Source organism: Halomonas mongoliensis (assembly GCF_052496345.1).
In genome coordinates, this window is sequence record NZ_CP199288.1 from 2,870,180 (window position 1) to 2,895,183 (window position 25,004).

Genomic DNA, 25,004 nt, shown 5'->3' on the forward strand with positions numbered 1-25,004 from the left:
CCCATGTCCCCGACCCGCCTGGTGGTGCGCTGGAGCCTGACCCTGGTGGCGCTGGTGCTGGCGTCGCTGGCGCTGCTGCTGCTCGCCCTGCGCCTCGCCCTGGGGCTCGCGGATGGCCTCACCCCGCGCCTGGAGGCGCTGCTCTCGGCACGCTTCGGCGCCGAGGTGAGCATCGCCGAGCTGGATACCCGCCTGGCGGGCTTCGACCCGGCGCTCTCTCTGGACACCCTGACCATAGCGTCTCGGGACCGGCGCCTGACGCTGCTGGAGGTGGAAAGCGGCCGGCTGCGTCTCGACACCCTGGCCACCCTGCGTGCCGGGGTGCCGGTGGTGGAGGACGCCAGGCTCTCCGGGGTCACCCTGCACATCTACCAGACCCCGGAGGGGGGCTGGCACTGGCCCGATCCCGCCGAACTGCCTCCCGAGCTGCAGCCCAGCGGCGAGTTCGACCTGGAGCGTCTCGATTTCTGGGTCGGGGTGCTGCTGCGCCAGCGCGCCTGGGCCGACGAGGTGCGGGTGGTGCTCCACGGCCGCGAGCGCCGCGTGACCCTGGAATCACCGCGGCTGCTGATGACCGGCGATGAGCGCCATGCCCACCTGGAGGGGGAGATTCGCCTGGAGGGGGACCCGGAGGCCGCCATGCAGGCCGCCCTGGAGGTGCTGCCCGGCCCCGGGGGCTTTCGCGACTTCAGTGCCGCCCTGCAGGCGGAGATGCGCCTCGACAGCCTGATCAGCCTGGTGGAGGTGCTGGGCCGCAACGAGCCCCTGCGCCTCGATGAATCCAGCGGGCGGGCGCGGCTCTGGGGGCGCTGGCACCGCGGCTCGCTGGCCGATGCGCGGCTGGAGCTGGGCATCGCCCGGCTGGCGGTGAGCCACGCCGATGAGAACGGCGAGCGCCACGCCATCGAGCTCTCCGAGGTGATGGGACGCGGCCAGTGGCTGCGCCGGGACGAGGGCTGGGAGGCGTGGTTCGAGGGGGATGCGGAGAGCCCCGAGGCCACCGAGCCTGAGGCCCTGGAGACGCCCTGGGGCCCGGCGCTGCCTCATCGCTGGCAGCTGGCCGGCGACGCCGACGGCTGGTGGCTGAACACCAGCGGCTTTGACGTCGGCTCCCTGGCCGCCTGGCGTCACCGGGTGCCGCTGCCGGAGGCCCTGGGGCGGGTGGTGGACACCCTGGATCCCCGGGGCCAGGTGACCGGCTTTCGCCTCGGCCATCGCCACGGCGAGTGGCTGGCCCGGGCGGCGCTCAGCGGGGTGGAGGTTTCACCCTGGGAGCAGGCCCCCGGCGGTGGCCCCCTGGACATCTGGGTGGAGGCCCGGGACCTCACCGGGCGGGTCCATTTCGTGGGGGGAGAGGGCGCCAGCCTTCACTTTCCCGAACTCTTCGAGGCCCCCATGGCCCTGGAGCACGCCGCCGGCGAGGTGGTGTGGGCCTACGATGGCCCCCGGACCCTGGTCACGGGACGCGACCTGCGGGTCGGCTGGAGCGGCGCCGAGGTCCAGGGCGGCTTCGGCCTTGCCGTGGGCGGCGGGCAGCGCGGCGGCTTCGGGCTGACGCTGGGCTTTACCGAGGTGGACGCCGTGGAGACGCCGCTGGTGGAGTGGCTGCCGGTGGGCATCCTCGGCGATGAGCTGCGCGACTGGCTCGGCGGCGTGGCCGGCCGGGTGAGCGAGGGCTCGCTGCGCCTGCATGCTCCCCTGGGCGGCGCCGAGGCGATTCCCCCGAGCTTCGGCCTGGAACTCGCCATCGAGCAGGGGCGGCTGGCCTTCGACCCCGCCTGGCCGGCGCTGACCGAGGTGAGAGGGCAGCTGTCGCTTCAGGACACCCACCTGCAGGCCAGGGTGGAGCACGCCGAGAGCCTGGGAGTGACGGCCCGTCGGGGCGAGGTGCGCCTGGTCGATGAGCGCCTCGAGGTGGAGGGGGAGCTCGAAGCCTCCGCCGAGGCGCTGCGTCGCTATCTGCTCGCCATGCCGGTGGAGGGAATCGAGGCGGTGGAGGCGTGGCAGGGAGAGGGGCGCGCCGAGGGGCAGCTCAGGCTGGCGCTGCCCCTGGGCGAGCCCGGCGGACTCGAGCTCGATATCGAGACCCAGGCGCGCCTGTCGCGGCTGGTGTATCGCCCCCTCGAGCTTGCGTTCAGCGACCTCGCAGGTCCCCTGGCCTGGCGACAGCGGGGCGAGGAGGGGGGGCTCAAGGGGCGCATCGAGGGCCGGCTGCTGGGTGGCCCGGTACGCGCCGAGATCGACACCCTGGCCGGCGGCCTGGACCTGGCCGGCTCGGCAGAGGCCGGGTCGCTGCTCGACTGGGGCGGGGTGGCCGGGCTGCGTGAGTCGGCAAGCGGTCGCTTCCCCTGGCAGGGCCGGCTGGCGATCGGTGAGGAGGGCGTGGACCTCGGGCTCGATAGCAATCTGGAGGGCCTCGTCATCGACCTGCCGTCGCCGCTGGGCAAGGCTGCCACCGAGCGGCGCCCGCTGCGGCTCGATATGGATCTGACCGAGGGGCGCCTCGACGGGCGCCTGGGCGATGACCTGAGGCTGCGCTGGCGGGACCTGCCGGGCGAGGGGCCCGGCCAGGGGCAGGTGTGGCTGGGGCGCGCTCCCGCCGCCGGCTGGCCCGCCGGGGAGGGGTGGTGGGTCGACGCCTACCAGCCGCGCCTGGACCCGGCGGCCTGGGCCGAGGCGCTGGGCGGGCTTGGCGGTCAGGCCTCGGGCGGGGGCGGCACCGCCGGGCTTCGCGAGGTCCGCCTGGCCACCGACTGCCTGGAGAGCGACGGCCACTGCATCGGCTCCTTTGCTGCCGAGGCGAGGCCCCAGGCGGGGGGGGGCTGGCGCGCGGCACTGGACGGCAGCCTGCTTGCCGGGCAGCTCGACTACCGCCCGGCCCTGGCCGATGCCCTGGACATCGGCCTGACCCGGCTCTCCCTGGATGGCTTGACCCCCGAGCCGGCGGGGGTGGGCTCGCTCTTCGACGAGATCGCCACGCCCCCAGAGCCTACGCCGCTGCCCGGCTGGGTGGCCGAGCTCCCCGATGGCCGTCTGCGCATCGCCGAGATCGAGCGCGGCGGTCAGCGCCTGGGGCCCCTGACCGCGCGCTGGCGCGCCACCCCGGAGCGCCTCACCGTCGCGCCTCTGGGGCTGACCCTGGGGCAGATCACTGCCCGGGGCGAGCTGGTCTGGGAGGCCGCCGGCGACGCCGACAGCCTGACCCGGGCGCGCCTTGACCTGGACGGCCGCGACCTGGGCACCGCCCTGGAAGCACTGGGGCAGGCCGCCGCCATTCGCAGCGCCGAGACTCGGGTGAAGAGCCAGCTCGCCTGGCCGGGGGCCCCCTGGCAGTTCGCCCTGGAGCGCTCCCGGGGCAGCGTCGAGGCGGAGCTGCGCGACGGGCGTTTCGTCAACCTGGCCTCGACGCCGGCGCGGCTGGTGGGGCTGCTCAACCTCGACAACCTGGTGCGCCGCCTGCGCCTGGACTTCTCCGACGTGACCGGCCAGGGCACCGCCTTCGACCGTGTCAGCGGCGCGGCGACCCTGTATGGTGGCATACTGGAAACCCGAGGGCCGGTAACGGTCGATGGCCCGGCCACCCGCTTTACCCTGGAGGGGCGCGTGGACCTCGCCCGCCGGGAACTCGACCAGCGGCTGGGGGTCACGGTACCCATCAGCCGCAACCTGCCGCTGGCGGCGGTGCTCGCCGGGGCGCCGGTGGTGGGGGGAGCCCTCTTTATCGCCGACCGCCTCTTCGGTGACGCTCTCGACCGCGTGACCCGAATTCACTATCGCGTGCGGGGTCCCTGGACCGCGCCGCAGATTTCCGTGGAAAGTGCCGAATGACTGCATCCCGACGTTCCCTGATCGACGAAGCCGCCGACTGCCTGCTGAACCCCGGGGGGCTGACCCTCGACGACCTGGATCTCGGCCTGGGCCACGCCCTGGGGCCGGGCATCGACTACGCGGATCTCTACTTCCAGCGCAGCTGGCACGAGGGCTGGGTGCTGGAGGATGGCGAGGTCAAGGAGGCGAGCTACAACATCGACGGCGGCGTCGGCGTGCGCTCGCTCGCCGGCGAGAAGACCGGCTTCGCCTACTCCAACCAGATCACCGCCGACGCCCTGGCCGAGACCGGCCGTACGGCCTCCGGCATCGTGCGCAGCGGCAGCCGGCTAGCGGTCGCCCCCAGGGTGGTGGTGCAGGGGGACGCTCGCTATGGCGGCGTGGATCCGCTCACCGGCCTTTCCGCCGAGGAGAAGATCGCCCTGCTCAAGGAGGCGGACCGGGTGGCCCGGGCCGCCGACCCCTCGGTCAGCCAGGTCAGCGCCTCGCTCACCGGCGTGCACGAGGTGGTGCTGGTGCGCGCCAGCGACGGCACCCTGGCGGCGGATATCCGCCCCCTGGTGCGCTTCAACGTCAGCGTCATCGCCGTGAGGAACGGCCGCCGGGAGCGCGGCAGCGCCGGCGGCGGCGGCCGCTACCCCATGTCGCGGCTGCGTGACGAGGGCGTGGCCGAACGCTTCGCCAAGGAGGCGGTGCGCCAGGCGCTGGTCAATCTGGAGGCCATCGATGCCCCGGCCGGCCAGCTGCCGGTGGTGCTGGCGCCGGGCTGGCCCGGCATCCTGCTCCACGAAGCGGTGGGGCACGGCCTGGAGGGGGACTTCAACCGCAAGGGCAGCTCCGCCTTCGCCGGCCGCATGGGCCAGCGGGTGGCGGCGCCGGGCGTCACCGTGGTGGACGACGCCACCCTGGTCGATCGTCGCGGCTCCATGAGCGTCGACGACGAGGGCACCCCGGGGCAGTGCACCACGCTGATCGAGGACGGCATCCTCACCGGCTATATGCAGGACAAGCTCAATGCCAGGCTGATGGGCATGGCGCCCACCGGCAACGCCCGGCGCGAGTCCTTCGCCCACCTGCCGATGCCGCGCATGACCAACACCATCATGCTGGCCGGCCAGGACGATCCCGCGGATATCCTGAAGAGCGTCAAGCGCGGTCTCTATGCGGTGAGCTTCGGCGGCGGCCAGGTGGATATCACCTCGGGCAAGTTCGTCTTCTCGGCCAGCGAAGCCTATCTGGTGGAGGATGGCAGGATCACCGCGCCGGTGAAGGGCGCGACCCTGATCGGCAACGGTCCCGAGGCCATGGGGCGGGTGTCGATGATCGGCCACGACCTGGAGCTGGACGCCGGCATCGGCGTCTGCGGCAAGGAGGGACAGGGCGTGCCGGTGGGGGTGGGCCAGCCCACCCTGAAGCTGGATGAGCTGACCGTGGGCGGCACCCAGTCGTAGGCGACTGGCCTGTAGGAGCCCAGCTCTGCTGGGCGATGGCGGTCATCGGCCAGGCTGATGGCAGCCGCCGGGGCATCTGACGGTGCCAATCGCCCGACAAGCCGGGCTCCTACATGCCGGCAGTATCGCGGATCAGCTTGAAGAGCTTGCGGGCGCTGGCCGGGGGCTTGCCCTTGTCGCGCTCGCGCTGGGCGTTGCGGATCAGCTGGCGCAGCGCCTGGCGGTCGACGTCGGGGTAGTCGGCGATAAAGGCCTCCACGGCGCTGTCGCCCTCGTCGAGCAGGCGGTCGCGCCAGGCCTCCAGGCGATGAAAGGCGTGGTCGCGGCGCAGCTTCTCCTGCTCGATCTCGTCGTAGACGGCCTTGATCGCCTCCAGGTTCTCTCGGCGCATCACCTTGCCCACGTACTGCATATGGCGCCGGCGCCCCTCGTGGGAGCGGACCCGGGCGGTCTCCTCCACGGCGGCCAGCATGTCGTCGGAGAGGGGGAAGCGGGCGCGTTCGGCCGGGGTCATGGCGATGATCGCCTCGCCGAGGGTCTGGAGGGCGTGCATCTCGCGCTTGAGCTGCGACTTGCTGGGCCGTTCGTCGTCGTCGCCGGTCTGGGCAATGAGCTGGTCGAGCAGCTCGCGGGGGGAGTCCTGGGACATGCTGCATCCATGATTGAAGGCGAATAATTCGAACAGTATACCAGCCCGCCGCGGCGGGCTTGAGTGCGATATCACGAACGGCCGGCCGCGCGCCGGATGACGAGGAGAGACCCATGACACAGGCATTCGATGCCGCCGCCCAGCAGACCCTGCTGGAGACCCGTGCCCAGATGGCCCTGGAGCTGGCTCGTCGGCTCGGCGCCGACGCCTGCGAGGTGGGCGCCAGCGTCGACCAGGGCGTCGGCGTCAGCGTCCGCGAGGGGGAGGTGGAGACGGTGGAGCTATCCCGGGATCAGGGCATCGCCGTGACCGTCTACCTGGGCAGACGCAAGGGCAGCGCCTCCTCCACCGACGCCGGCGAGGCGTCGATCCGCGCCGTGGTGGAGAAGGCCATCGCCATCGCCCGCCACACCGGTGAGGATCCGGCCGCGGGGCTCGCCGATGCCGAGCTGATGGCCACCGAGCTGCCCGACCTCGATGTCCACCACCCCTGGCCGCTCTCCACCGAAGAGGCCATCGAGCTGGCGCTGGCCTGCGAGTCCGCCGGCCGCCAGCGCCCCGGCATCCGTAGCTCCGACGGCGCTTCCCTCTCCAGCGGCGAGGGGGTGCGGGTCTATGCCAACAGCCACGGCTTCCTGGGCAGCCAGCGCGGCAGCCGTCATTCGCTCTCCTGCATGCTGATCGCCGGCGACGAGGGCGGCATGCAGCGGGACTACGACTACAGCTCCGCGCGCAACCCGCGGGACCTGCTGGCCCCCGAGAAGGTCGGCGAGAGCGCCGCCGAGCGCACCCTGCGCCGTCTGGGCGCCCGCCGTCCGGCCACGGGGCGGATGCCGGTGCTCTTCGACCCGACCCTGGCATCGGGGCTGGTCGGCTCGCTGATGGGGGCCATCGCCGGGGGGGCCCTCTATCGCCAGGCCTCCTTCCTCTGCGACCGCCTGGGCGAGCCGCTCTTCCCGGAGTGGTTCAGCCTCCAGGAGCGACCCATGGAGGTGGGGGCCATGGCGAGCTCTCCCTTCGACGGCGACGGCGTCCAGACCCGGGACAACGTCTTCATCGAGAATGGCCGCCTGGCCAGCTATATGCTCTCCGCCTACAGTGCCCGGCGCCTGGGGATGCAGACCACCGGCAACGCCGGCGGTGCCCGCAACCTGCGCATCGAGGCGCCGCTGGCCAGCCGGGAGGAGCTGCTCGCCCGCATGGGGCGCGGGGTGCTGGTTACCGAGCTGATGGGCCAGGGGGTCAACGCCGTGACCGGGGACTACTCCCGGGGGGCGGCGGGCTTCTGGGTGGAGAACGGCGAGATCCAGCACCCGGTGGAGGAGTTCACCATCGCCGGCAACCTGGAGGCGATGTTCAAGGGGCTTTCCGGCATCGGCAGCGATACCGACACCCGGGGCAGCATCCACACCGGCAGCTGGCTGATCGGCGAGATGACCGTCGCCGGCGGCTGAGGTCACTCATCCTCGTCGAAGCGGGCCTCGAACAGCGCCTCTATGGCAGCGAGGGCCGCTTCGGCGTCCTCGCCCTCGGCGCTCACCGTCAGTTCGGTGCCGCAGGGGGCGGCCAGCATCAGCAGCGACATGATATTGGCGGCGTCCCCCTGGAGGGCGCCGTTGGCCACGCTGACGCGGGCCTGGAAGGGTTGGCAGCACTGGACCAGCTTGGTGGCGGCGCGGGCGTGCAGGCCGCGCTTGTTGGTGAGGGTCAGCTTGCGTTGCGGCACGCTCAACTTCCTTGATGAGAGGTGTCGTCGGGAGGGGGCAGGGCGTCATGGATGCCCAGCTCGCGGTGGCGCAGGCGCACCAGAGGGTGGGTGGCGGCCAGGCCGGCGGCGAGCCGCTCGGCCAGGTAGACCGAGCGGTGCTGGCCCCCCGTGCAGCCGACGGCCACCGTCAGGTAGCTGCGGTGGCTGGCCTTGTAGGCGGGCAGCCAGCGCTCCACCCAGGCCTGGATATCGGCACGCATCGCCTCCACCAGAGGATAGGCCTCGAGGAACTCGACCACCTCGGCGTCGCGGCCGGTGGCGGCACGCAGCTGCGGGTCCCAGTAGGGGTTGGGCAGGCAGCGGGCGTCGAACACCAGGTCGGCATCCAGGGGCACGCCGCGCTTGAAGCCGAAGGACTCGATGGTGAGGGTGAGCTGGTCGGGCTGGTGGCGCGCTACCTGATCGCCGATGCGTCGACGCAGCTCGTGCACCGAGAGGCGCGAGGTGTCGATCACCAGGTCGGCCAGGTCGCGGATCTCCGAGAGCGCCAGCTCCTCGCTGTCGATGGCCTCGGCCAGGGTCATGTCGCTCTCCCGGGTCAGCGGGTGGCGGCGTCGGGTGGCGGAGTAGCGTTCGATCAGGATGCGGGCATCGGCGGTGAGGTAGATCACCTGGCAGGCGATGCCGCGGGCCTGGAGCGCCTGCAGCTGGGCCGGGAAGCTCTCCAGGGCCTGGGGCAGGTTGCGGGCATCGATGCTGACGGCGATGGAGGAGCGCGGGGATTCCGAGCTGCCCAGCTCATCGACCAGTGAGCCGAGCAGCATGGCCGGAAGGTTGTCGATGGCGTAGTAGCCCAGGTCCTCCAGGGCCTGCAGCGCGATCGACTTGCCTGAACCGGAGCGGCCGCTGATGATCACGAGCTGCATGGGGGTCTCCTGGTCGTCAAACTGGCCGGGTGGCCCGGGATGTGGTCACGCCTGTCGTCGGATCGCTTCGAGCAGCCGTTCGTGCAGTTCGCGCTGGCTTTCACTGCGGCGCAGGGCGGTGCGTGTCTCGGCGTCGTTCATCACGCCGGCCACCTGGGCCAGCAGCGCCAGGTGGGCGTCATCGGCCTCTTCGGGCACCAGCAGCACGAACACCAGGTCCACCGGTTCGCCGTCGATGGCGTCGAAGTCCACGGGCTCGGCCAGCTTCAGGAAGCCGGCGATGGGCCCCTTGCAGTGGGGGCTTCTGGCGTGGGGGATGGCTACCCCGTTGCCGATGCCGGTACTGCCCAGACGCTCACGCCCGATCAGCCGGCTGAAGACCTCCTGGCTGTCGAGGCTCGGGGTGTTCTGGGCGATGAAGGTGCTGAAGAACTCCAGTACCCTTTTCTTGCTGCCCCCGGGCACGCCGAACAGGGTGCGCTCCGGGGGCAGGATGGCTTCCAGTGACATGGTCGGATCAGCGAGCGCCGGCGCCCTGGGCGCGGGCCTGTGCCTTCTCCTTGTGCTTGACCAGCTGACGGTCCAGCTTGTCGGCCAGGGCGTCGATGGCGGCATACATGTCGCCGTCCTGGGCCTCGGCGTGCAGGTCGGCACCGGCGGCGTGCAGGGTGCAGGCGGCGAGCTGGCGCTCCTTCTCCACGGACAGGGTCACCTGCACATTGGTGATGTTGTCGTAGTGGCGCTCCACGCGTGCCAGTTTCTCGTTCACATAGCCACGCAGGGCGTCGGTCAGTTCCACATGATGGCCGGTGATATTGACTTGCATGACACGCTCCTTGCTCGTTGGTGGTGCCTCGATTGTAACCCTTTTTCCTGCCTTGCATACCCCCTGTGGCGGTGACGCCGCGCGCCGCAGTGATGCAGGTCATCGCGACCTTCGCTCGTGCCCGGGAGACGCTGCCCGGACCGTGCGGATGGGGCATGCTGGGGAGTGGGGTTCAGCGCAGCCGCTTGCGCTCGCTGGAGGCCGGAATGCCCACGGCTTCGCGGCCGACCCTTGAGAGCGCTACGGTCCTGCATTACCTGAGCCGCTTGCGCTCGCTGGAGGCCGGAATGCCCACGGCTTCGCGGCCGACCCTTGAGAGCGCTACGGTCCTGCATTACCTGAGCCGCTTGCGCTCGCTGGAGGCCGGAATGCCCATAGCTTCGCGGTACTTGGCTACCGTCCTTCTGGCCACCTGGATACCGGCCTCGTCGAGCAGGGCCACCAGCTTGCTGTCGGAGAGGGGCTTGCGCGGCGTCTCCTCCTGGATCAGCTTGCGGATCCGGGCGCGGATGGCGGTGCTGGAGTGGGCGTCTCCCTCGCCGCCGCCCACCTGGCTGGAGAAGAAGTACTTGAGCTCGAAGACGCCCCTGGGGGTATGGATGTACTTCTGGGTGGTGACCCGGGAGATGGTGGACTCGTGCATCTCCACTGCCTGGGCGATATCGGCCAGGATCAGCGGCTTCATCGCCTCCTCGCCCTGCTCCAGGAAGTCCAGCTGGCGGGCCATGATCTCGCGCCCCACCCTGAGCAGGGTGTCGTTGCGGCTGGAGAGGCTCTTCATCAGCCAGCGCGCCTCCTGGAGATGGTCCTTGAGGAACTGGTTGTCCTGGCTCTTGTCCGCGCGGCGGACCAGGGCGGCGTAGTCGGGCTGAATGCGCAGCCGGGGCAGCGCCTCGGGGTTGAGCTCCACGTGCCAGCCGTGGCTGTCGTGGCGCGCCACCAGGTCGGGAGTGACGTAGTCGCTGGTGGTGCCGGCGAAGGCGCTGCCGGGACGGGGGTCCAGGGAGCGGACCAGGGCGATGGCCGCGTCCAGGGTGTCGTCGTCGAGGCCGAGGCGGCGCTTGAGCAGGCGGCGGTCGCCGCCGGCCAGCGCCTCGAGGAACTGGCGCACCAGCCGGCGCGCCTGGGGCAGCAGGGGGGTGTCGTCGGGCAGCGCGGCCAGCTGCAGCAGCAGGCATTCGCGCAGCTCCCGGGCAAAGACCCCGGTAGGCTCGAACTGCTGCAGGCGCAGCAGTACCTGCTCCACCTCGGCGCTGCGCAGTCCCTCGAGACCCTGGTCCCGCAGGCCGTCGCGGATCTCCTCCAGGGGCTGGGCCAGGTAGCCGGCGTCATCCACCGCGTCGATCAGGCTCTCGGCGATCTGCTGCTCCCGAGGCGTGAGGTCGGTCATGGCCAGCTGCCAGCTGAGGTGGCCCTGCAGGCTCTGGCCGGCGGCCTCGCGTTCGAAATCTGGCCCTTCGCCGCCGGAGGCGGGGGCGCTGAAGTCCTGGTAGGTGTCCGACCAGTCGCTGTCGGTGGCCAGCTGGTCGGGGATCTCGCTGGCCCACTCCGCTTCGGGGGCCTCGCTGACCGCCTGTTCGCCGAAGCCCTCGTCGAGCTCCAGCATGGGGTTGGCTTCCAGTGCCTGCTGGATCTCCTGGCGCAGGTCCAGGGTGGAGAGCTGAAGCAGGGCGATGGCCTGCTGCAGCTGAGGCGTCATGGTCAGCTGGGTACCGACGCGCAGCTGGAGGGAGGCTTTCATGGCCATGGTCTAACGAGTCCCTCGGGTGTGGAAAGCCTTCACCCTAGCCGGCGGCGATGGGCGATGCAAGCGCCTTTCTCCGTCAATGTCTGCAACTTTCGTGCCATGCGCAATTGTCATGCCGCCAGGCAAGAACGGCTGGTATATCAGCAAGCTGTGTAGGTAAGCGGCGGGTGGCTAGAGCCGGAAGTCCTGGCCCAGGTAGACATCGCGTACCCGCTGGTTGGCGAGGATCGCCTCGGCATTGCCCTCGGCGATGATCTGGCCGTCGCCGACGATATAGGCGGTGTCGCAGATGTCGAGGGTCTCGCGGACGTTGTGGTCGGTGATCAGCACGCCGATGTCGCGGGCCTTGAGCTGGCGTATGATCCCCTTGATCTCCCCCACCGAGATCGGATCGACCCCGGCGAAGGGCTCATCGAGGAGGATGAAGGCAGGCTCCGTGGCCAGGGCGCGGGCGATCTCCACCCGGCGGCGCTCGCCGCCGGAGAGGCTCATGCCGAGGTTGTCGCGGATATGGGTCACGTGGAACTCCTCGAGGAGCTCCTCGAGGCGGGCGTGGCGCCCCTCGCGGTCGAGATCCTTGCGGGTCTCGAGGATCGCCATGATGTTGTCGGCCACCGACAGCTTGCGGAAGATTGACGCCTCCTGGGGCAGGTAGCCGATCCCGGCCCGGGCGCGCTCGTGCATGGCGGCACGGGACAGGTCCAGCTCGTCGATGGCCACCTCGCCGGCGTCGGCGCGCACCAGCCCCACGATCATGTAGAAGGAGGTGGTCTTGCCGGCGCCGTTGGGGCCGAGCAGCCCGACGATGCTGCCCTGGCGGATCGACAGGCTGATGTCCTGCACGACCCGGCGACGCTTGTAGCTCTTGGCCAGGTGGCGGGCGTGGAGAGTCTTCATGGGCGACCTTACTGCTCGGGCTGGAGGGTCATGCGGATGCGCTGGCGCCCTTCGACGCCCTCGCCTTCGCTGCGGGCGTGGACGACGCGGCGATCGAGGAAGTACTCCAGGTAGCCGCCGTCGAAGGTGTCGCCGCCCTGGTGCAGCTCGGCGCGGTCGATCAGCTCCATGCGCCGTTCGGCCACGTGGTAGATGACGGTCCGCCCCCAGCCGCGCACCGGCGGCTCGCCCGGGTCGGGCTGCTGCTCGAGGTAGGCGCGATCGCCGGTGGCGACGGCGCGGGAGAGCTGGCCCTGGGCGTTGCGCTGGATCTCCACCCGGTCGCCGGTCAGGCGCATGCTGCCCTGGCGGATGTCCACGTCGCCGGTATAGACGGCGGTGCCGGCGCGGTCATCCAGATCGAGGCGGTCGGCCTCCACCTCGATGGGGGCCTCGGCGTCGCGGCCCTGGGCCAGGGTCGGGGCGCTGACCAGGGGCAGCAGCAGGCAGAGCAGCAGGGCGGAGGTTCGCTTCATGGCGGGGAGTCCTCTCGGGTCTCGGGCGGATGGTGGCCGCGCACATTGTCGGTCAGGCGGGCCTGATTGTCATGGAGCCAGGCGTCGAAGCGCTCCCCGCTCATGCGCTGGGGCGGCTGCCGGAGCAGGGCCGGGGTGTCGCTCCAGGCGTGGCCGCGCTCGGCGTCGTAGTGAAGCACCTCGGTGTCGAGCCGCCAGCGCTCCTCGGGGGCGTGAAGCCGGGCGCTGCCGGTGAGGGTCAGGGGGTTGCCGCCAGGGCCGAGCACGCCGCTCTCGGCCTCGGCGAGCCAGACCCGCCCGGCACGGTCGTAGAGGCGGGCATCCGGCGCCTCGAGACGGGTGACGTCGTCGTGGGGCGTATGCACCAGGCGCGGGGTGTCGAGGCGCTGGTGGGCGCGCCCCTCGCCGTCGAAGCGGGTCAGCCGCGCCCCCTCCAGGTAGAAGTCGGGCTCGCCGGCGGCGTCCCGGGGCACGGCGCCGGGCTCCCGGGCGCTGCGCGAATCGAGCAGCACCAGCACGCCGCCCAGGGCCACCAGCAGCAGGAAGAGCCAGACTCGGAACGACGGCCGCGGCAGCGCCATGGGCTCAGCCGGCCCCGTGCAGGTAGGTGTCGATCACCGCGTCCCAGTGGCCCTGGGCCTTGAGCAGGGTGTCGGCGATCTCGCGGGCGGCGCCCTGGCCGCCGCCCTTCACGGTGACCCAGTCGGCGTGCTTCTGGATGTACTCCGGGGCGTTGGGCACGCTGATGCCGACGCCGGCGCGGCGGATGGCGCCCACGTCGGGCATGTCGTCGCCGCAGTAGGCCACCTGGTCGAACTCCAGGCCCAGGCGGGCGCAGAGGTCGCGGAGCACCGGCAGCTTGCGCTCCACCCCCTGGAAGACGTGCTGGATGCCCAGTGCCGCCGCGCGGCGGCTGACCGTGGGAGAGTCGCGGCCGGTGATCAGCGCCACCTGGATGCCGGCGCGCTTGAGCAGCTTGAGGCCGTGGCCGTCCTGGACGTTGAAGGCCTTGATCTCGATGCCGTCGGCCTGGAAGTAGAGCTGGCCGTCGGTCAGCACGCCGTCCACGTCCAGGGCCAGCAGGCGGATGCGGCGCAGGCGATCGACGAGGTGGGTGTCTTTCAGCGGTAGGGTGTGGGGCATGGGAACTCCGGTTGGGTAGGGGTGAATCAGACCACGCCGCTCGAGAGCAGGTCGTGCATGTGCAGGGCGCCCACCGGACGTCCCTCGTCGTCGACCACCGCCAGGGCGGAGATACGGTGATCCTCCATCAGCTTGACCGCCTGGGCGGCCAGCATGTCGGGGGGAACCCGCCGGCCGGGAGCGGTCATGACCTCGTCGACGACGAGGCCGGAGAGGTCGCTGTGCTGGTCCAGGGTGCGGCGCAGGTCGCCGTCGGTGTAGACACCGGCGAGGCGGCCGTCCGGCGCCACCACGCAGGTGAAGCCGAGTCCCTGGCGGGTGATCTCCAGCAGGGCATCCCGCAGCGGGCTGCCCAGGGGGACGGTGGGCAGCCGTGCGCCCTCGTGCATCAGGTCCCGGACGCGCAGCAGCAGGCGCTTGCCGAGGCTGCCGCCGGGGTGGGAGAGGGCGAACTCCTCGGCGGTAAAGCCGCGCGACTCCAGCAGCGCCACCGCCAGGGCGTCGCCCAGGGCCAGGGCGGCGGTGGTGGAGGCGGTGGGCGCCAGGTCCAGAGGGCAGGCCTCGCGTTCCACGCCGGCGTCGAGGTGAGCCTCGGCGTGGCGGGCCAGGGTCGAGGCGGGGCGGCCGGTCATGCTGATCAGGGGCACGCCCATGCGCTTGATCAGCGGCAGCAGGGCGGTCACCTCGGCGGTCTCGCCGGAGTTGGAGAGCGCCAGCACCACGTCCCCCGGGGTGATCATCCCCAGGTCGCCATGGCTGGCCTCGCCGGGATGCACGAAGAAGGCCGGGGTGCCGGTGCTGGCCAGGGTGGCGGCGATCTTGCCGCCGATATGGCCGGACTTGCCCATGCCGGTGACCACCACCCGGCCGCGGCAGGCGAGGATCAGCTGGCAGGCGCGGTCGAAGCCGGCGTCGAGTCGGGTGATCAAGGCGGCGACGGCCTGCTGTTCGATCTGCAGGGTGCGCCGGGCGCTGTCGCGCAGCGGGGAGGGCTCGGTGGCCGCAGAGGTATCCTGAGTCATGGCGGTGATTGTTGCCTGTTGTGCGGGTTCACTCAAGGGGCGGCGCCGAGGCTGGCCAGGCCGACCCAGGCCAGGTAGCCCAGATAGCTGGCCGCCAGCAGGGCGCCGTGAAGGCGGCCGATGCGGCCGCGGCGCTGCCAGAGCAGCAGCATCCCCAGGGCCAGGGTCAGCAGCAGCATGACCGGGTAATCGCGGGCGGCGGCGGCGGGGTCGCTGGGGCCGGGGGCCAGCAGGCCGGGGATCGGCAGCACGGCGAGCAGGTTGAAGAGGTTGGAGCCGATCACGTTGCCGATGGCGATGTCGTGGTGGCGCTTGAGGGCGCTGGCCACGCAGGCGGCGAGCTCTGGCAGGCTGGTGCCGATGGCTACCACGGTCAGCCCGATCACCAGCTCGCTGACGCCGAGACCCCGGGCCAGCTCGCTGGCGCCCCACACCACGCTGCGGGAGCCCACGGCCAGCACCAGCAGAGTGGCGGCGAGCCAGGCCAGCGCCCGGGGCAGCGCCATGTCGGGGATCTCGCCGGCGCTGGCGTCCGGCGCGTCCGGGGTGTCGGCGCGAAACAGCCACCAGAGGCTGAAGACCAGCAGCAGCAGCAGGAAGAGGGCGTCGAAGCGGCCGAGAATGCCGTTGGCCAGGGCATAGCCGGCCAGGCCCGTGGCGCCCAGCAGCAGCGGCAGCTCCCGGCGCACCAGGGAGAAGCGGACGGGGATCGGTACCACCAGGGCGGTGACGCCCAGCACCAGGCCGATATTGGCGATATTGGAGCCCAGGGCGTTGCCGGTGGCCAGGTCGGGAATGCCGTCCAGGGCGGCCACCGTGGAGACCACCATCTCCGGCGCCGAGGTGCCCAGCGCCACCACCGTCATGCCCACCAGCAGGGTGCTCATGCCGGCCCGGTGGGCGGTGGCCGCGGCGGCGCCCACGAAGCGCTCGGCGCTCCACAGCAGCGCCGCCAGTCCCAGCAGCACGGCGATCAGCGGTAGCAGCATGGGGTGTCCTTGGTCGTGGGGCGAGGAGGCGCATTAAACGCGCTGGCCCCGTCCAGTGCAAGGCGAGTGGCGTGTCCCGGGGCAGTTAGGATACGATGTTCGATAATTTTTCTCTCCACGCTGAAGAGGGTTGACAAGCCGATGAGTGACACTCCCTTCGTGGTGGTGGAGGGCCTGCATTTCTCGAGGGGCGACAAGGAGATCTTCCGCGGCGTCGATCTCACCATCCAGCGAGGCAGGATCACCGCCATCATGGGGCCCAGCGGCACCGGCAAGACCACGCTGCTCAAGCTGATCGGCGGGCAGCTCGTGCCCGACGTCGGCCGGGTGCTGATCGACGGCGAGGACGTGCATCGCCAGTCGCGCCGGGCGCTGTTCACCATGCGCCGGCGCATGGGCATGCTGTTCCAGAGCGGCGCGCTCTTCTCGGATCTCAGCGTCTTCGAGAACGTCGCCTTCCCGCTGCGCGTGCACACCGACCTGCCCGAGGCGATGATTCGCGACCTGGTGCTGATGAAGCTCGAGGCGGTGGGCCTGCGAGGGGCTCGCGACCTGATGCCCTCGGAGCTCTCCGGCGGCATGGCCCGCCGGGTCGCCCTGGCCCGTGCCATGGCCCTGGACCCGGAGTTGATCCTTTATGACGAGCCCTTCGTCGGCCAGGACCCCATCTCCATGGGGGTGCTGGTGCAGCTGATCAAGCGGCTCAACGAGGCGCTGGGGCTCACCTCCATCGTGGTCTCCCACGATATCAAGGAGACCCTGACCATCGCCGACTACGTCTACGTGATCGCCGACGGCGAGGTGATGGCCCACGGCACGCCGCAGAGCCTCGACCTGGACCAGGACCCCCGGGTGAGCCAGTTCGTCCACGGCGAGCCCGACGGCCCGGTGCCCTTCCACTATCCGGCGGTGGACTTCACCACCGATATCCTCAATGCGGGAGGCGGACGATGATCTCACGCATCACGCACCTGGGGCGCCGTGGCTGCGAGCTGCTCGAGGCCCTGGGGCGGGCCGGCATCTTCATGGCCCAGTCGGCGGTCGGGGTGCCGAGCCGCGAGGGCTGGCACCTGTGGCTGCGCCAGATGCACTTCGTGGGCGTGCTGTCGCTGGCCATCGTGCTGGTCTCGGGCCTCTTCATCGGCATGGTGCTGGCGCTGCAGGGCTACACCATCCTGGTGGACTTCGGCGCCGAACAGGCGCTGGGCCAGATGGTGGCGCTGTCGCTGCTGCGCGAGCTGGCGCCGGTGGTGGCGGCGCTGCTCTTCGCCGGCCGCGCGGGCTCGGCGCTGACCGCCGAGATCGGCCTGATGAAGGCCACCGAGCAGCTCACCAGCATGGAGATGATCGGCGTCGACCCGCTGCGGCGGGTGGTGGCGCCGCGGCTCTGGGCCGGCTTCGTGGCCCTGCCGCTCTTGACCATCGGCTTCAGCGTGGTGGGGGTCTACGGCGGCTACCTGGTGGGAGTGGAGTGGCTCGGCGTCTTCGAGGGCTCCTACTGGGGCAACATGCAGGCCAGCGTCGACTTCATCGGCGATATCGGCAACGGCATGCTCAAGAGCCTGGTGTTTGCGGTGGTGGTGACCTGGATCGCGGTGTTCCAGGGCTACGACCTGGTGCCCACCTCGGAGGGGATCTCCCGGGCCACCACGCGCACCGTGGTCTACTCCTCCCTGGCGGTGCTCGGCCTCGATTTCGTGCTGACCGCGATGATGTTCGGTGGCCTCTCCTGACCGGGTCCCCGGCAGGACGAGACGCCCCGCAAGCCTTGATGTTCGGAGATAAACGATGAAGCGCAGCAAGATGATGGAGCTGGGGGTGGGGCTGTTCATGCTCGCCGGCATCCTCGGCCTGGTGTTCCTCGGCCTGAGGGTCAGCGGCCTGACCTTCCAGGCGCCGGGGGACACCTTCCGCCTGGAGGCCAACTTTGCCAATATCGGCGGCCTCAAGCCCCGGGCCCGGGTCACCATGGCCGGCGTCACCGTGGGGCGGGTCTCGGCCATCGAGCTGGATACCGACTGGTACGATGCCCGGGTGATCCTGGAGCTCGACGGTGACCTGGAGGGCCGGCTCTCCCGGGATACCACCGCGGCGATCCTCACCGCGGGGCTGCTCGGCGAGCAGTATATCGGCCTCACCGTGGGGGGCGACCCCGAGACCCTCTCCGGCGGCGATACCATCCGCGATACCCAGTCGGCGGTGGTGCTGGAAGAACTCATCCAGCAGTTCCTGTCCAACATGATCAGCGACTGATGCCGACACGGCATCGCTTTCCGTCACGCCCTTTCAAGGAGACCGCTTCCATGAGTCCCATGACCCTTTCCCTGCGTTCGCTGCTGGTCGCCCTGGCGCTGCTCCTGTTCGCCCTGCCGGCCACGGCGGCCCCCGAGCGCACCCCCGAGCAGGTGATTCGCCACAGCGTCGAGACGCTGACCGGTGAGATCGAGGGGCGCCGCGACTACTTCGCCGAGAACCTCGACGAGCTCAAGGCGCTGGTCGACGAGAGCCTCGATGACATTGCCGACTTCCGCTATATCGGCGCCAGCGTCATGGGCCGCTACTTCCAGAACGCCACGCCCCAGCAGCGCTCGCGCTTCGCCGATACCTTCCGTCAGACCCTGATCGACACCTACACCAGGGGGCTGGTCACCTTCGACTACCGGGAGCTGCGCGTCCTGGACAATCAGCGCCCCCAGCGCCACGAGGACCAGGCCAGCGTCGACATGGAGGTGGTCGCCACCAATGGCCAGGTCTATCCGGTCAGCTACTCCCTGCGCCTCTCCGGCAACGAGTGGCGGGTGGTCAACGTCATCGTCAACGGCATCAACCTGGGCCTGACCTTCCGCAACCAGTTCGACCAGGCCATGCGCGACCAGGGGCGCGACTATGACGCCGTGATCAACAACTGGGCGCCGGAGCTGGCCGTCGAGGAGCTGGAGGAGGGCGGCAGCGCATGACGCGGCTGCTCGAGCGCGGCGGGGTCAGCCTGGAGGCCAGCGGCAGCGTCCTGAGGGTCGAGGGGCAGGTGGGCTTCGAGGTGGCCACCGCCCTGGCCGAGGCGGGCCGCGGCTGGCTTGCCGGTCAGCCCGCGGAGACCGCCGTCAGCTTCGACCTCACCGGGGTGGCCGACGTCAGCAGCGCGGCGCTCAGCGTGCTGCTGGAGTGGGCCCGGGCGGTCCGGGCCGCCGGCCTGACGCTCGAGGCCGTGCGCCTCTCGCCGGCGCTGCGTCGGCTCACCGACCTGGCCGGCCTGGAGCGGCTGCTGCCCCTGGCGGGCGCCGCCGCCTGAGCCGGCCGCCGTCGGCATCGCCAAGCGCGGCGCTTTTCATTACCATGGGACATCCCCGTTTCGTGCCATCGGCCGCGCCGCGCCCGGTGGCCTCACCGTTTTCAGCATCATAGGAGTGCCGCATCATGCACCCCAGCGACGTCAAGGCGCTGCTCGAGTCCCGCATCGAGGGCTGCGAGTTCCATATCCAGGGCGAAGGCTGCAACTTCCAGGTGGTAGCCGTGGGCGAGACCTTCGAGGGGCTCTCCCCGGTCAAGCGCCAGCAGCTGATCTACGGCGCCCTCTCCGAGGAGATCGCCAGCGGCGCTCTGCATGCGGTGAGCATCAAGACCTACACCCCGGCGCAGTGGGAAAGCGCGCCGGAGAACGCCGGCGCCTGATAACGAGCCCCCATGGACAAGTTGATCATCACCGGCAACGGGCCGGTTGACGGTGAGGTGTGGGCCAGCGGTGCCAAGAACGCTGCCCTGCCGATCCTCTGTGCCACCCTGCTGGGCGACGAGCCGGTGACCATCGGCAACCTGCCGCACCTTCAGGACATCACCACCACCCTGGAGCTGCTCGGCCATCTCGGCGTCGAGCCGGTGATGGGCGAGAAGATGTCCATCCAGCTCGATGGCGCCCAGGTGACGCACTGCGACGCTCCCTACGAGCTGGTCAAGAAGATGCGTGCCTCCATCCTGGTGCTGGGGCCGCTGCTGGCCCACTTCGGCCATGCCGATGTCTCCCTGCCCGGCGGCTGCGCCATCGGCTCGCGCCCGGTGGACCTGCACCTGCGCGGGCTGGAGGCCATGGGGGCGGAGATTCGCGTCGAGGGCGGCTATATCCGGGCCCGGGTCGAGGGTCGCCTCAAGGGCGCCACCATCTTCTTCGACACCGTCACCGTCACCGGCACCGAGAACCTGCTGATGGCGGCCACCCTGGCGGAGGGCACCACGGTGCTGGAGAATGCCGCCCGGGAGCCGGAGGTGGTCGACCTGGCCGAGTGCCTGATCAAGATGGGGGCGAAGATCCGCGGCCACGGCAGCGACACCATCGTCATCGAGGGCGTCGAGCGCCTCCATGGCGCCTACCACGACGTCATGCCCGACCGCATCGAGACCGGCACCTTCCTGGTGGCGGCGGCGCTCTCCCGAGGGCGGGTCAAGGTACGCCGCACCCGCGCCGATATCCTCGAGGCGGTGCTGGCCAAGCTGGAAGAGGCCGGCGCCACCATCACCACCGGCGAGGACTGGATCGAGCTCGACATGCACGGCAGGCGCCCGCGGCCGGTGAATATCCGCACCGCTCCCTATCCGGCCTTTCCCACCGACATGCAGGCGCAGTTCGTGGCCATGAACGCCGTGGCCGATGGCACCTCCAGGGTAGTGGAGACCATCTTCGAGAACCGCTTCATGCACGTCCAGGAGCTCAATCGCATGGGCGCCAGGATCGCCCTGGAGGGCAACACCGCGGTGATCGAGGGGGTCGAGCGCCTCTCCGGAGCGCCGGTGATGGCCACCGACCTGCGCGCCTCGGCGTCGCTGGTCATCGCGGCGATGATGGCGGAGGGCGAGACCCGGGTCGATCGCATCTACCATATCGATCGCGGCTACGAGTGCATCGAGGAGAAGCTGCAGCTGCTGGGCGCGCAGATCCGTCGCGTGCCGGGCTGAACCGGCACCCCCTGACCAAGGCGAGAGCATGAGCAAACAACTGATCCTGGCCCTCTCCAAGGGCCGCATACTCGACGAGACGCTGCCGCTGCTGGCCGATGCCGGCATCACCCCGGCGGAGGATCTCGGCAAGAGCCGCAAGCTCTTGTTCGACACCAACCTGCCGGACGTCAAGCTGGTGGTGATTCGCGCCACCGACGTGCCCACCTATGTGCAGCTGGGTGCGGCGGATCTCGGCGTGGCCGGCAAGGATGTGCTGCTGGAGCACGGCGCCGAGGGGCTCTATGAGCCCCTGGACCTGGAGATCGCCCGCTGCAAGCTGATGACCGCGGGGATCACCGGCGCCGAGCCGGCCCGAGCGCGACGCCGGGTCGCCACCAAGTTTGTCGGGGTGGCGCGGCGCTGGTATGCCGAGCAGGGCATCCAGGCCGAGGTGATCAAGCTCTACGGCGCCATGGAGCTGGCCCCGCTGATGAACCTGGCCGACGAGATCGTCGACATCGTCGACACCGGCAATACCCTGCGTGCCAACGGCATGGAGCCCCGAGAGCTGATCGCGGAGGTCTCCACCCGGCTGGTGGTCAACAAGGCCGCCATGACCATGAAGCATGCCCGTATCAAGCCGCTGCTCGAGCGCCTCGAGGCGGCGGTAGCGGCGCGGCGCGAGCCCGCCTCGGCCTGAGGCGGGCTCGCCGATAGCGGCTCGCTCTTGGTGCCATAGGGGCCCGCGGCTTGTTCGCGGCCCCATGGCGCGGCACAGTCTTACGGATCTTCTGTGATGGATGCCCTCATGACCGATTCCCCCGTTTCCTCCGGCATTGCTCGACTCACCACCCGCGATGCCGACTTCGACACGCGCCTCTCGACCCTGCTGGCCTGGGAGGGGGTCTCCGACGCCCAGGTGCAGCAGCGCGTGGACGAGATCCTCCAGGCCGTGCGCACCCGGGGCGACGCTGCCCTGGTCGAGGCCAGCAACCGCTTCGACCGCCTCTCGGCGACCGGCATGGAGGAGCTGACGGTGACCGCGCCGCGGCTGCGCCAGGCCTTTGATGGCCTGCCCGCCGAGCAGCGCGAGGCGCTGGCCAGCGCCGCCGAGCGCATTCGCCTCTATCACGAGCGCCAGCGGCCGGAGTCCTGGCACTACACCGAGGCCGACGGCACCGTGCTGGGTCAGCAGGTCACGGCGCTGGATCGCGCCGGCATCTACGTTCCCGGGGGCAAGGCCGCCTATCCCTCCTCGGTGCTGATGAACGCCATTCCCGCCCACGTGGCCGGGGTGCGGGAGATCATCATGGTGGTGCCGACCCCGGACGGGGTGCTCAACGAGCTGGTGCTGGCCGCGGCCCACCTGGCCGGTGTGGACCGGGTCTTTACCGTGGGCGGCGCCCAGGCGGTGGCGGCCCTGGCCTATGGTACCGAGACGGTGCCCAGGGTCGACAAGATCGTCGGCCCCGGCAATATCTATGTGGCGACGGCCAAGCGGGCGGTGTTCGGCCAGGTCGGCATCGACATGATCGCCGGTCCCTCGGAGATCCTGGTGGTCTCCGACGGCGGTACCGACCCGGAGTGGCTGGCCATGGACCTCTTCTCCCAGGCCGAGCACGACGAGGACGCCCAGGCGATCCTGGTGAGCTGGGACGCCGAGCATCTCGACGCCGTCGAGGCCGCCATCGACCGCCTGCTGCCGACGCTGGAGCGGGAAGGCATCGTGCGCGAGTCCCTGGCCCGGCGCGGCGCCCTGATCCAGTGCGCCGGCCGCGAGGAGGCGGCGGCGCTGATCAACCGCATCGCCCCGGAGCACCTGGAGCTCTCGGTGGCCAACCCCGAGGGGTGGCTGCCCGAGATCCGCCACGCCGGGGCCATCTTCATGGGCCGCTACACCGCCGAGGCCCTGGGCGACTACTGCGCCGGCCCCAACCACGTGCTGCCCACCTCCGGCACGGCGCGCTTCTCCTCGCCGCTCGGGGTCTACGACTTCCAGAAGCGCTCCTCGATCATCCACTGCTCGCCCGAGGGGGCCTCCGAGCTCGGCAAGGTGGCATCAACGCTGGCCCGCGGCGAGTCGCTCACCGCCCACGCCCGCAGCGCCGAGTACCGCATCAAGGAGTAGGCCCGGAAGGAGTAGGTCCGGGACGAGCGGACGCGAGGCTCCCAGCGTGATGCCCACAACGCAATGGCCCCGCCGACCGGCGGGGCCATGGCGTTGGCAGGTGGGGAGGGGGCAGGCTACTCCGGCCGACGCAGCTCCGGGGCCGGGCGCTCGCCCACTTCCAGGGTGATCTCGAGGGTCTCGCCGCCGCGAACCAGGGTCAGGCGCAGCGACTCGCCGGGCGCCACCGCCGCGATATCGGCCATGGTCATGCGCGCGTCGAGTACCGGGCGCTGACCCACGGCCAGCAGGACGTCGCCGGGCTGGAGGCCGGCCTGGTCGGCGGGGCCGCCGGGGACCACGCCGGCGATGATCACGCCGCGGGGGGCCTGCAGGCCGAAGGAAGCGGCCAGCTCCGGGTTGAGCTCCTGGGCCTCCACGCCGAGCCAGCCGCGGATCACCCGGCCCTGGGTCACCAGCTCCTCGAGGATATTGCGCGCCAGGTTGGCGGGAATGGCGAAGCCGATGCCCTGGGAGCCCCCCGAGCGGGAGAAGATGGCGGTGTTGATGCCCACTAGGGCCCCTTCGGCATTGACCAGGGCGCCGCCGGAGTTGCCGGGGTTGATGGCCGCGTCGGTCTGAATGAAGTCCTCGTAGGCGTTGAGGCCCAGGTGGCTGCGGCCGGTGGCGCTGATGATGCCCATGGTGACGGTCTGGCCGACGCCGAAGGGGTTGCCGATGGCCAGGGAGACGTCGCCGATGGCCACCTCGGTGGAGTCCGCCAGCTCGATCACCGGCAGCGCCTCGAGGTCGATGCGCAGCACGGCGAGGTCGCTCTCCGGGTCGGTGCCGATCACCTCGGCGAGGGTCTCGCGACCATCGCGCAGGGCCACCTGGATCTGGTCGGCGCCGCCGATCACGTGGTGGTTGGTCAGCACATAGCCATCCTCGCTGACGATGACCCCCGACCCCAGGCTCGACAGCATGCGCTGCCGGGCCGGGACCTCGTCGCCGAAGAACTGGCGGAAGAAGGGATCCGACATCAGCGGGTGCTGGTCGCGCTCGACGACCCGGGAGGAGTAGATATTGACCACGGCCGGGGCGGCCTTCTCCACCGCCTCGGCGTAGCTCACCGGCCCCTGCTCGCGGCTGAGGGGGGCGGCCTGGCGCACCTCGGGAGCGGGGCGCGGGCCAGCTTCCTTGGGTGCCTCCACCTGGGGAGAGATCGGCAGGGCGGGCTGGCCGCCGACGGTCGGGCCGGCGGGCGGGGGAGGCGGCGCCGGGTCGGCCTGGCGTCCGGTGAGCTGAGGGAAGGTGTTGAGCAGCACAACGGCCAGCAGCACGCCGATGATAGTGGGCAGCAGGTAGGGCGTCAGCGAGCGCAGGTGGCGAAACATGCGGGTAGGCGTCCTTGTGGGGGCGGTCGCGGGAAAGGGGGGCCGCCAGTACAATGGCCCGATTGTAACATTCTCAACCGCTTCACGGAGGGAGATGCCCATGATCCATCGCGATGCGCTGGTAGAGGCCTGTGACCGCGAGCTCGTCGCCGAGGGCTTCCGGGACTACACGATCAACGGCCTGCAGGTGGAGGGGCGCGATCGGGTGCGCCGGGTGCTGAGCGGGGTGACCGCCTGCCAGGCGCTGCTCGACGAGGCCGTGGCCTGGGAGGCCGACCTGGTGCTGGTGCACCACGGCTACTTCTGGAAGAACGAGCCGGTCGCCATCACCGGCATGAAGCGCCGGCGGATCCAGACCCTGCTGGCGCGAGAGATCAACCTGCTGGCCTACCACCTGCCCCTGGATGCCCACGCCACCCTCGGCAACAACGCCGAGCTGGGGCGGCGCCTGTGCCTGACGGTCGAAGGCTGTGCCGACGGCGAGCTCGGCCAGGGGCTGCTGTGGCTGGGGGCGCCCTCCGAGGGGCTGACGCCGGCGCAGCTGGCCGAGCGCGTCGGCGAGCGGCTGTCACGGGAGCCTCTGCTGGTGGAGGCGCCCGGCGGCGGCGAGATTCGGCGGGTGGCCTGGTGTACCGGGGGCGCCCAGGACATGATCACCGCGGCCTGGGAGGCCGGCGCCGACGCCTTCATCTCCGGTGAGATCTCCGAGCGTACCACCCACCTGGCCCGGGAGCTCGGCATTCACTACCTGGCGGCGGGGCACCATGCCACCGAGCGCTACGGCGTCCAGGCGCTGGGGGAGTGGCTGGCCGGGCGGTTCGATATCGAGCACCGCTTCGTGGATATCGACAACCCGGCCTGAGGCCGGGGCGG

26 protein-coding genes are annotated in these 25,004 nt (G+C 70.8%); 13 read left to right on the top strand and 13 right to left on the bottom strand.

What is annotated here, in order from left to right; translation table 11 throughout:
* Window positions 1-3 precede the first annotated feature (3 nt).
* Window positions 4-3,828 (top strand): YhdP family protein, encoded by a 3,825-nt coding sequence (locus ACRYRV_RS13510; protein WP_444984769.1) that lies wholly within the window; start codon window positions 4-6, stop codon window positions 3,826-3,828.
* Window positions 3,825-5,279: a metalloprotease TldD gene (gene tldD, locus ACRYRV_RS13515; RefSeq protein ID WP_444984768.1), complete on the top strand. Its 1,455-nt coding sequence runs from the start codon at window positions 3,825-3,827 to the stop codon at window positions 5,277-5,279. Before ACRYRV_RS13510 ends, tldD begins: the two co-directional genes overlap by 4 nt.
* A 109-nt stretch (window positions 5,280-5,388) precedes the next feature.
* Here the strand turns inward: tldD and yjgA are convergent, their stop codons facing one another.
* Complete coding sequence (yjgA, locus tag ACRYRV_RS13520) at window positions 5,389-5,928, bottom strand: ribosome biogenesis factor YjgA (RefSeq protein WP_253443852.1); 540 nt, start codon at window positions 5,926-5,928, stop codon at window positions 5,389-5,391.
* A 113-nt stretch (window positions 5,929-6,041) separates the two neighbouring features.
* Between yjgA and pmbA the strand changes: the two genes are divergently transcribed.
* A complete protein-coding gene (gene pmbA, locus ACRYRV_RS13525; RefSeq protein WP_444984767.1) occupies window positions 6,042-7,382 on the top strand; it encodes a metalloprotease PmbA in 1,341 nt (446 codons plus the stop codon).
* 2 nt (window positions 7,383-7,384) lie between these two features.
* On the opposite strand, the gene ACRYRV_RS13530 is transcribed toward pmbA, so the two are convergent.
* From ACRYRV_RS13530 to ACRYRV_RS13580, 11 genes are all read right to left on the bottom strand, one after another.
* Window positions 7,385-7,654 carry an HPr family phosphocarrier protein gene (locus tag ACRYRV_RS13530; RefSeq protein ID WP_253443848.1) on the bottom strand — a complete coding sequence of 90 codons (270 nt, stop codon included), beginning with the start codon at window positions 7,652-7,654 and terminating at the stop codon, window positions 7,385-7,387.
* Between the two features lie 2 nt (window positions 7,655-7,656).
* On the bottom strand, window positions 7,657-8,562 hold the full coding sequence (gene rapZ / locus ACRYRV_RS13535) for an RNase adapter RapZ (protein ID WP_309635577.1): 906 nt from the start codon (window positions 8,560-8,562) through the stop codon (window positions 7,657-7,659).
* Between the two features lie 45 nt (window positions 8,563-8,607).
* Complete coding sequence (gene ptsN / locus ACRYRV_RS13540; protein WP_253443844.1) at window positions 8,608-9,072, bottom strand: PTS IIA-like nitrogen regulatory protein PtsN; 465 nt, start codon at window positions 9,070-9,072, stop codon at window positions 8,608-8,610.
* Between the two features lie 7 nt (window positions 9,073-9,079).
* A complete protein-coding gene (gene hpf, locus ACRYRV_RS13545) occupies window positions 9,080-9,388 on the bottom strand; it encodes a ribosome hibernation-promoting factor, HPF/YfiA family (RefSeq protein ID WP_253443842.1) in 309 nt (102 codons plus the stop codon).
* 334 nt (window positions 9,389-9,722) lie between these two features.
* On the bottom strand, window positions 9,723-11,135 hold the full coding sequence (locus ACRYRV_RS13550) for an RNA polymerase factor sigma-54 (protein ID WP_309635578.1): 1,413 nt from the start codon (window positions 11,133-11,135) through the stop codon (window positions 9,723-9,725).
* A 171-nt stretch (window positions 11,136-11,306) separates the two neighbouring features.
* Window positions 11,307-12,032, bottom strand: coding sequence for an LPS export ABC transporter ATP-binding protein (gene lptB, locus ACRYRV_RS13555; RefSeq protein WP_309635579.1), 726 nt, complete (start codon window positions 12,030-12,032; stop codon window positions 11,307-11,309).
* Window positions 12,033-12,040: 8 nt separating this feature from the next.
* A complete protein-coding gene (lptA, locus tag ACRYRV_RS13560) occupies window positions 12,041-12,547 on the bottom strand; it encodes a lipopolysaccharide transport periplasmic protein LptA (protein ID WP_444984766.1) in 507 nt (168 codons plus the stop codon).
* Entirely contained in the window at window positions 12,544-13,128 is a 585-nt protein-coding gene (gene lptC / locus ACRYRV_RS13565; protein WP_444984765.1) for an LPS export ABC transporter periplasmic protein LptC, read from the bottom strand. The genes lptA and lptC overlap by 4 nt, the downstream gene beginning before the upstream one ends.
* Before the next feature lie 4 nt (window positions 13,129-13,132).
* Window positions 13,133-13,690, bottom strand: a complete 558-nt coding sequence (locus ACRYRV_RS13570) for a KdsC family phosphatase (RefSeq protein WP_253443832.1) — start codon at window positions 13,688-13,690, stop codon at window positions 13,133-13,135.
* 26 nt (window positions 13,691-13,716) lie between these two features.
* Window positions 13,717-14,712 (bottom strand): KpsF/GutQ family sugar-phosphate isomerase, encoded by a 996-nt coding sequence (locus ACRYRV_RS13575; protein ID WP_444984764.1) that lies wholly within the window; start codon window positions 14,710-14,712, stop codon window positions 13,717-13,719.
* Window positions 14,713-14,744: 32 nt separating this feature from the next.
* Window positions 14,745-15,701 (bottom strand): calcium/sodium antiporter, encoded by a 957-nt coding sequence (locus ACRYRV_RS13580; protein ID WP_253443828.1) that lies wholly within the window; start codon window positions 15,699-15,701, stop codon window positions 14,745-14,747.
* Window positions 15,702-15,842: 141 nt separating this feature from the next.
* Between ACRYRV_RS13580 and ACRYRV_RS13585 the strand changes: the two genes are divergently transcribed.
* The 9 genes from ACRYRV_RS13585 (at window position 15,843) to hisD (ending at window position 22,755) form a co-directional block, all read left to right on the top strand.
* A complete protein-coding gene (locus ACRYRV_RS13585; RefSeq protein ID WP_444984763.1) occupies window positions 15,843-16,655 on the top strand; it encodes an ABC transporter ATP-binding protein in 813 nt (270 codons plus the stop codon).
* Window positions 16,652-17,434, top strand: a complete 783-nt coding sequence (gene mlaE / locus ACRYRV_RS13590) for a lipid asymmetry maintenance ABC transporter permease subunit MlaE (protein WP_253443824.1) — start codon at window positions 16,652-16,654, stop codon at window positions 17,432-17,434. The genes ACRYRV_RS13585 and mlaE overlap by 4 nt, the downstream gene beginning before the upstream one ends.
* A 55-nt stretch (window positions 17,435-17,489) precedes the next feature.
* Complete coding sequence (mlaD, locus tag ACRYRV_RS13595) at window positions 17,490-17,954, top strand: outer membrane lipid asymmetry maintenance protein MlaD (RefSeq protein ID WP_299316316.1); 465 nt, start codon at window positions 17,490-17,492, stop codon at window positions 17,952-17,954.
* 50 nt (window positions 17,955-18,004) lie between these two features.
* Window positions 18,005-18,658 carry an MlaC/ttg2D family ABC transporter substrate-binding protein gene (locus ACRYRV_RS13600; RefSeq protein ID WP_309635583.1) on the top strand — a complete coding sequence of 218 codons (654 nt, stop codon included), beginning with the start codon at window positions 18,005-18,007 and terminating at the stop codon, window positions 18,656-18,658.
* Window positions 18,655-18,990: an STAS domain-containing protein gene (locus tag ACRYRV_RS13605; protein WP_253443818.1), complete on the top strand. Its 336-nt coding sequence runs from the start codon at window positions 18,655-18,657 to the stop codon at window positions 18,988-18,990. Before ACRYRV_RS13600 ends, ACRYRV_RS13605 begins: the two co-directional genes overlap by 4 nt.
* Window positions 18,991-19,115: 125 nt before the next feature.
* Window positions 19,116-19,370: a BolA family protein gene (locus ACRYRV_RS13610; protein ID WP_253443816.1), complete on the top strand. Its 255-nt coding sequence runs from the start codon at window positions 19,116-19,118 to the stop codon at window positions 19,368-19,370.
* Between the two features lie 12 nt (window positions 19,371-19,382).
* Window positions 19,383-20,645 carry a UDP-N-acetylglucosamine 1-carboxyvinyltransferase gene (gene murA / locus ACRYRV_RS13615; protein WP_309635584.1) on the top strand — a complete coding sequence of 421 codons (1,263 nt, stop codon included), beginning with the start codon at window positions 19,383-19,385 and terminating at the stop codon, window positions 20,643-20,645.
* A gap of 28 nt (window positions 20,646-20,673) precedes the next feature.
* A complete protein-coding gene (hisG, locus tag ACRYRV_RS13620) occupies window positions 20,674-21,327 on the top strand; it encodes an ATP phosphoribosyltransferase (RefSeq protein ID WP_253443811.1) in 654 nt (217 codons plus the stop codon).
* A gap of 108 nt (window positions 21,328-21,435) precedes the next feature.
* Window positions 21,436-22,755, top strand: a complete 1,320-nt coding sequence (gene hisD / locus ACRYRV_RS13625) for a histidinol dehydrogenase (protein WP_309635585.1) — start codon at window positions 21,436-21,438, stop codon at window positions 22,753-22,755.
* 116 nt (window positions 22,756-22,871) lie between these two features.
* On the opposite strand, the gene ACRYRV_RS13630 is transcribed toward hisD, so the two are convergent.
* Entirely contained in the window at window positions 22,872-24,131 is a 1,260-nt protein-coding gene (locus ACRYRV_RS13630) for a Do family serine endopeptidase (protein ID WP_253443806.1), read from the bottom strand.
* A gap of 100 nt (window positions 24,132-24,231) precedes the next feature.
* Here ACRYRV_RS13630 and ACRYRV_RS13635 point away from each other — a divergent pair, with 100 nt between their 5' ends.
* Complete coding sequence (locus ACRYRV_RS13635; protein ID WP_444984762.1) at window positions 24,232-24,993, top strand: Nif3-like dinuclear metal center hexameric protein; 762 nt, start codon at window positions 24,232-24,234, stop codon at window positions 24,991-24,993.
* The last annotated feature ends 11 nt before the right edge of the window (window positions 24,994-25,004 follow it).